The 1,068-nt window shown below is 74.2% G+C and carries 2 protein-coding genes; both read right to left on the bottom strand.

Going from position 1 to position 1,068, the window contains the following annotated elements; genetic code table 11:
* Window positions 1-455, bottom strand: a 455-nt coding sequence (locus tag QIS96_RS37630) for an anti-sigma factor (RefSeq protein ID WP_282547392.1), incomplete at its 3' end; no start/stop codon positions are given.
* Window positions 452-1,036: a sigma-70 family RNA polymerase sigma factor gene (locus QIS96_RS37625; protein ID WP_282547393.1), complete on the bottom strand. Its 585-nt coding sequence runs from the start codon at window positions 1,034-1,036 to the stop codon at window positions 452-454. The genes QIS96_RS37630 and QIS96_RS37625, both read right to left, overlap by 4 nt.
* Window positions 1,037-1,068 lie beyond the last annotated feature (32 nt).

Here is a 1,068-nt window from a genome sequence, read left to right as displayed (position 1 = left end):
CCGCTGCGCGCGTCCGGGGCGGCGAGCACGGCGGCGGCCTCCTCGGCGCGCTGCTCCACCTGCCGGGCCTGGTCGAGGGCGTCCTCGGCGCGCTGGTGCTGCCACACCGCGACGCCGCCGAAGGCGGCGGCCGCCGCCACGCAGGCGGCGAGCGCCCAGCGCGACAGGATCATCCGGCGGGCGGCGGCCCGCGGGACGGACGTGGCCGCGCCGGCCTCGCGTGGCGTCTCCTGGCGGACCGTCGTGATCCGGCGCAGCACCTCGTCCCGCAGCTCGGGCCGCGGCCGGACGCTGACCGCGAGACCGAGCCGGGCCGTCGTCGCGGTCAGCTCGGCGGTCTCCTGCGCGCAGGCCTCGCACCCGGCGAGGTGCCGCTCGAAGTCCGCCCGCTCGGCGTCGGACAGCGCGTCCATCGCGTACGCGCCGGTCAGCGTGTGCAGGTCAGCGGTGTTCACGCGGTCACCCCCAGGCAGTCACGCAGCCGGATCAGACCGTCGCGCATACGGGTTTTCACCGTGCCCAGAGGCAGCGTCAGAATCTCGGCGACCTCACGGTAGGTCAGGCCCCGGTAGTAGGCGAGGGTCACCGCCTGGCGCTGGAGTTCGGTCAGCGTGCGCATACAGCGCCGTACCTGCTCCCGTTCGAGCCGCGACTCCACCTGTTCGGCCACGGCGTCGTACGCGGGTGTCCGCTCCAACAGAGCCGCCTTGTGATCGCGGGCCGCGGCCGCCTCGGCGGAGCGCACCCGGTCGACCGCCCGGCGGTGGGCCAAGGTCAGGATCCAGTTGATCGCGGTGCCCCGGTCCGCCCGATACCGGGCGGCGGTACGCCAGAGCTCCACCATGACCTCTTGGGTCACCTCCTCGGACTGGGCGTGGTCGCGCAGGACGGCGCGCACGGTGCCCAGGACGGGTCCCGCCGTGCGGTCGTACACCGACGCGAAAGCCTCCTGGTCGCCCAGGGCGACTCGGCCCATGAGCTCCTGCAGATCCGGTTCGGCGGACGGGCTCCCGCCGATCGACACGGCTTCCTTCACGGGCTGCTCCGAGGTAGGCACGGCTGTCACAA

This window comes from Streptomyces cavernicola (assembly GCF_029968035.1).
GTDB lineage: Bacteria > Actinomycetota > Actinomycetes > Streptomycetales > Streptomycetaceae > Streptomyces > Streptomyces cavernicola.
This window is presented reverse-complemented; position numbering and strand designations above follow the sequence as displayed.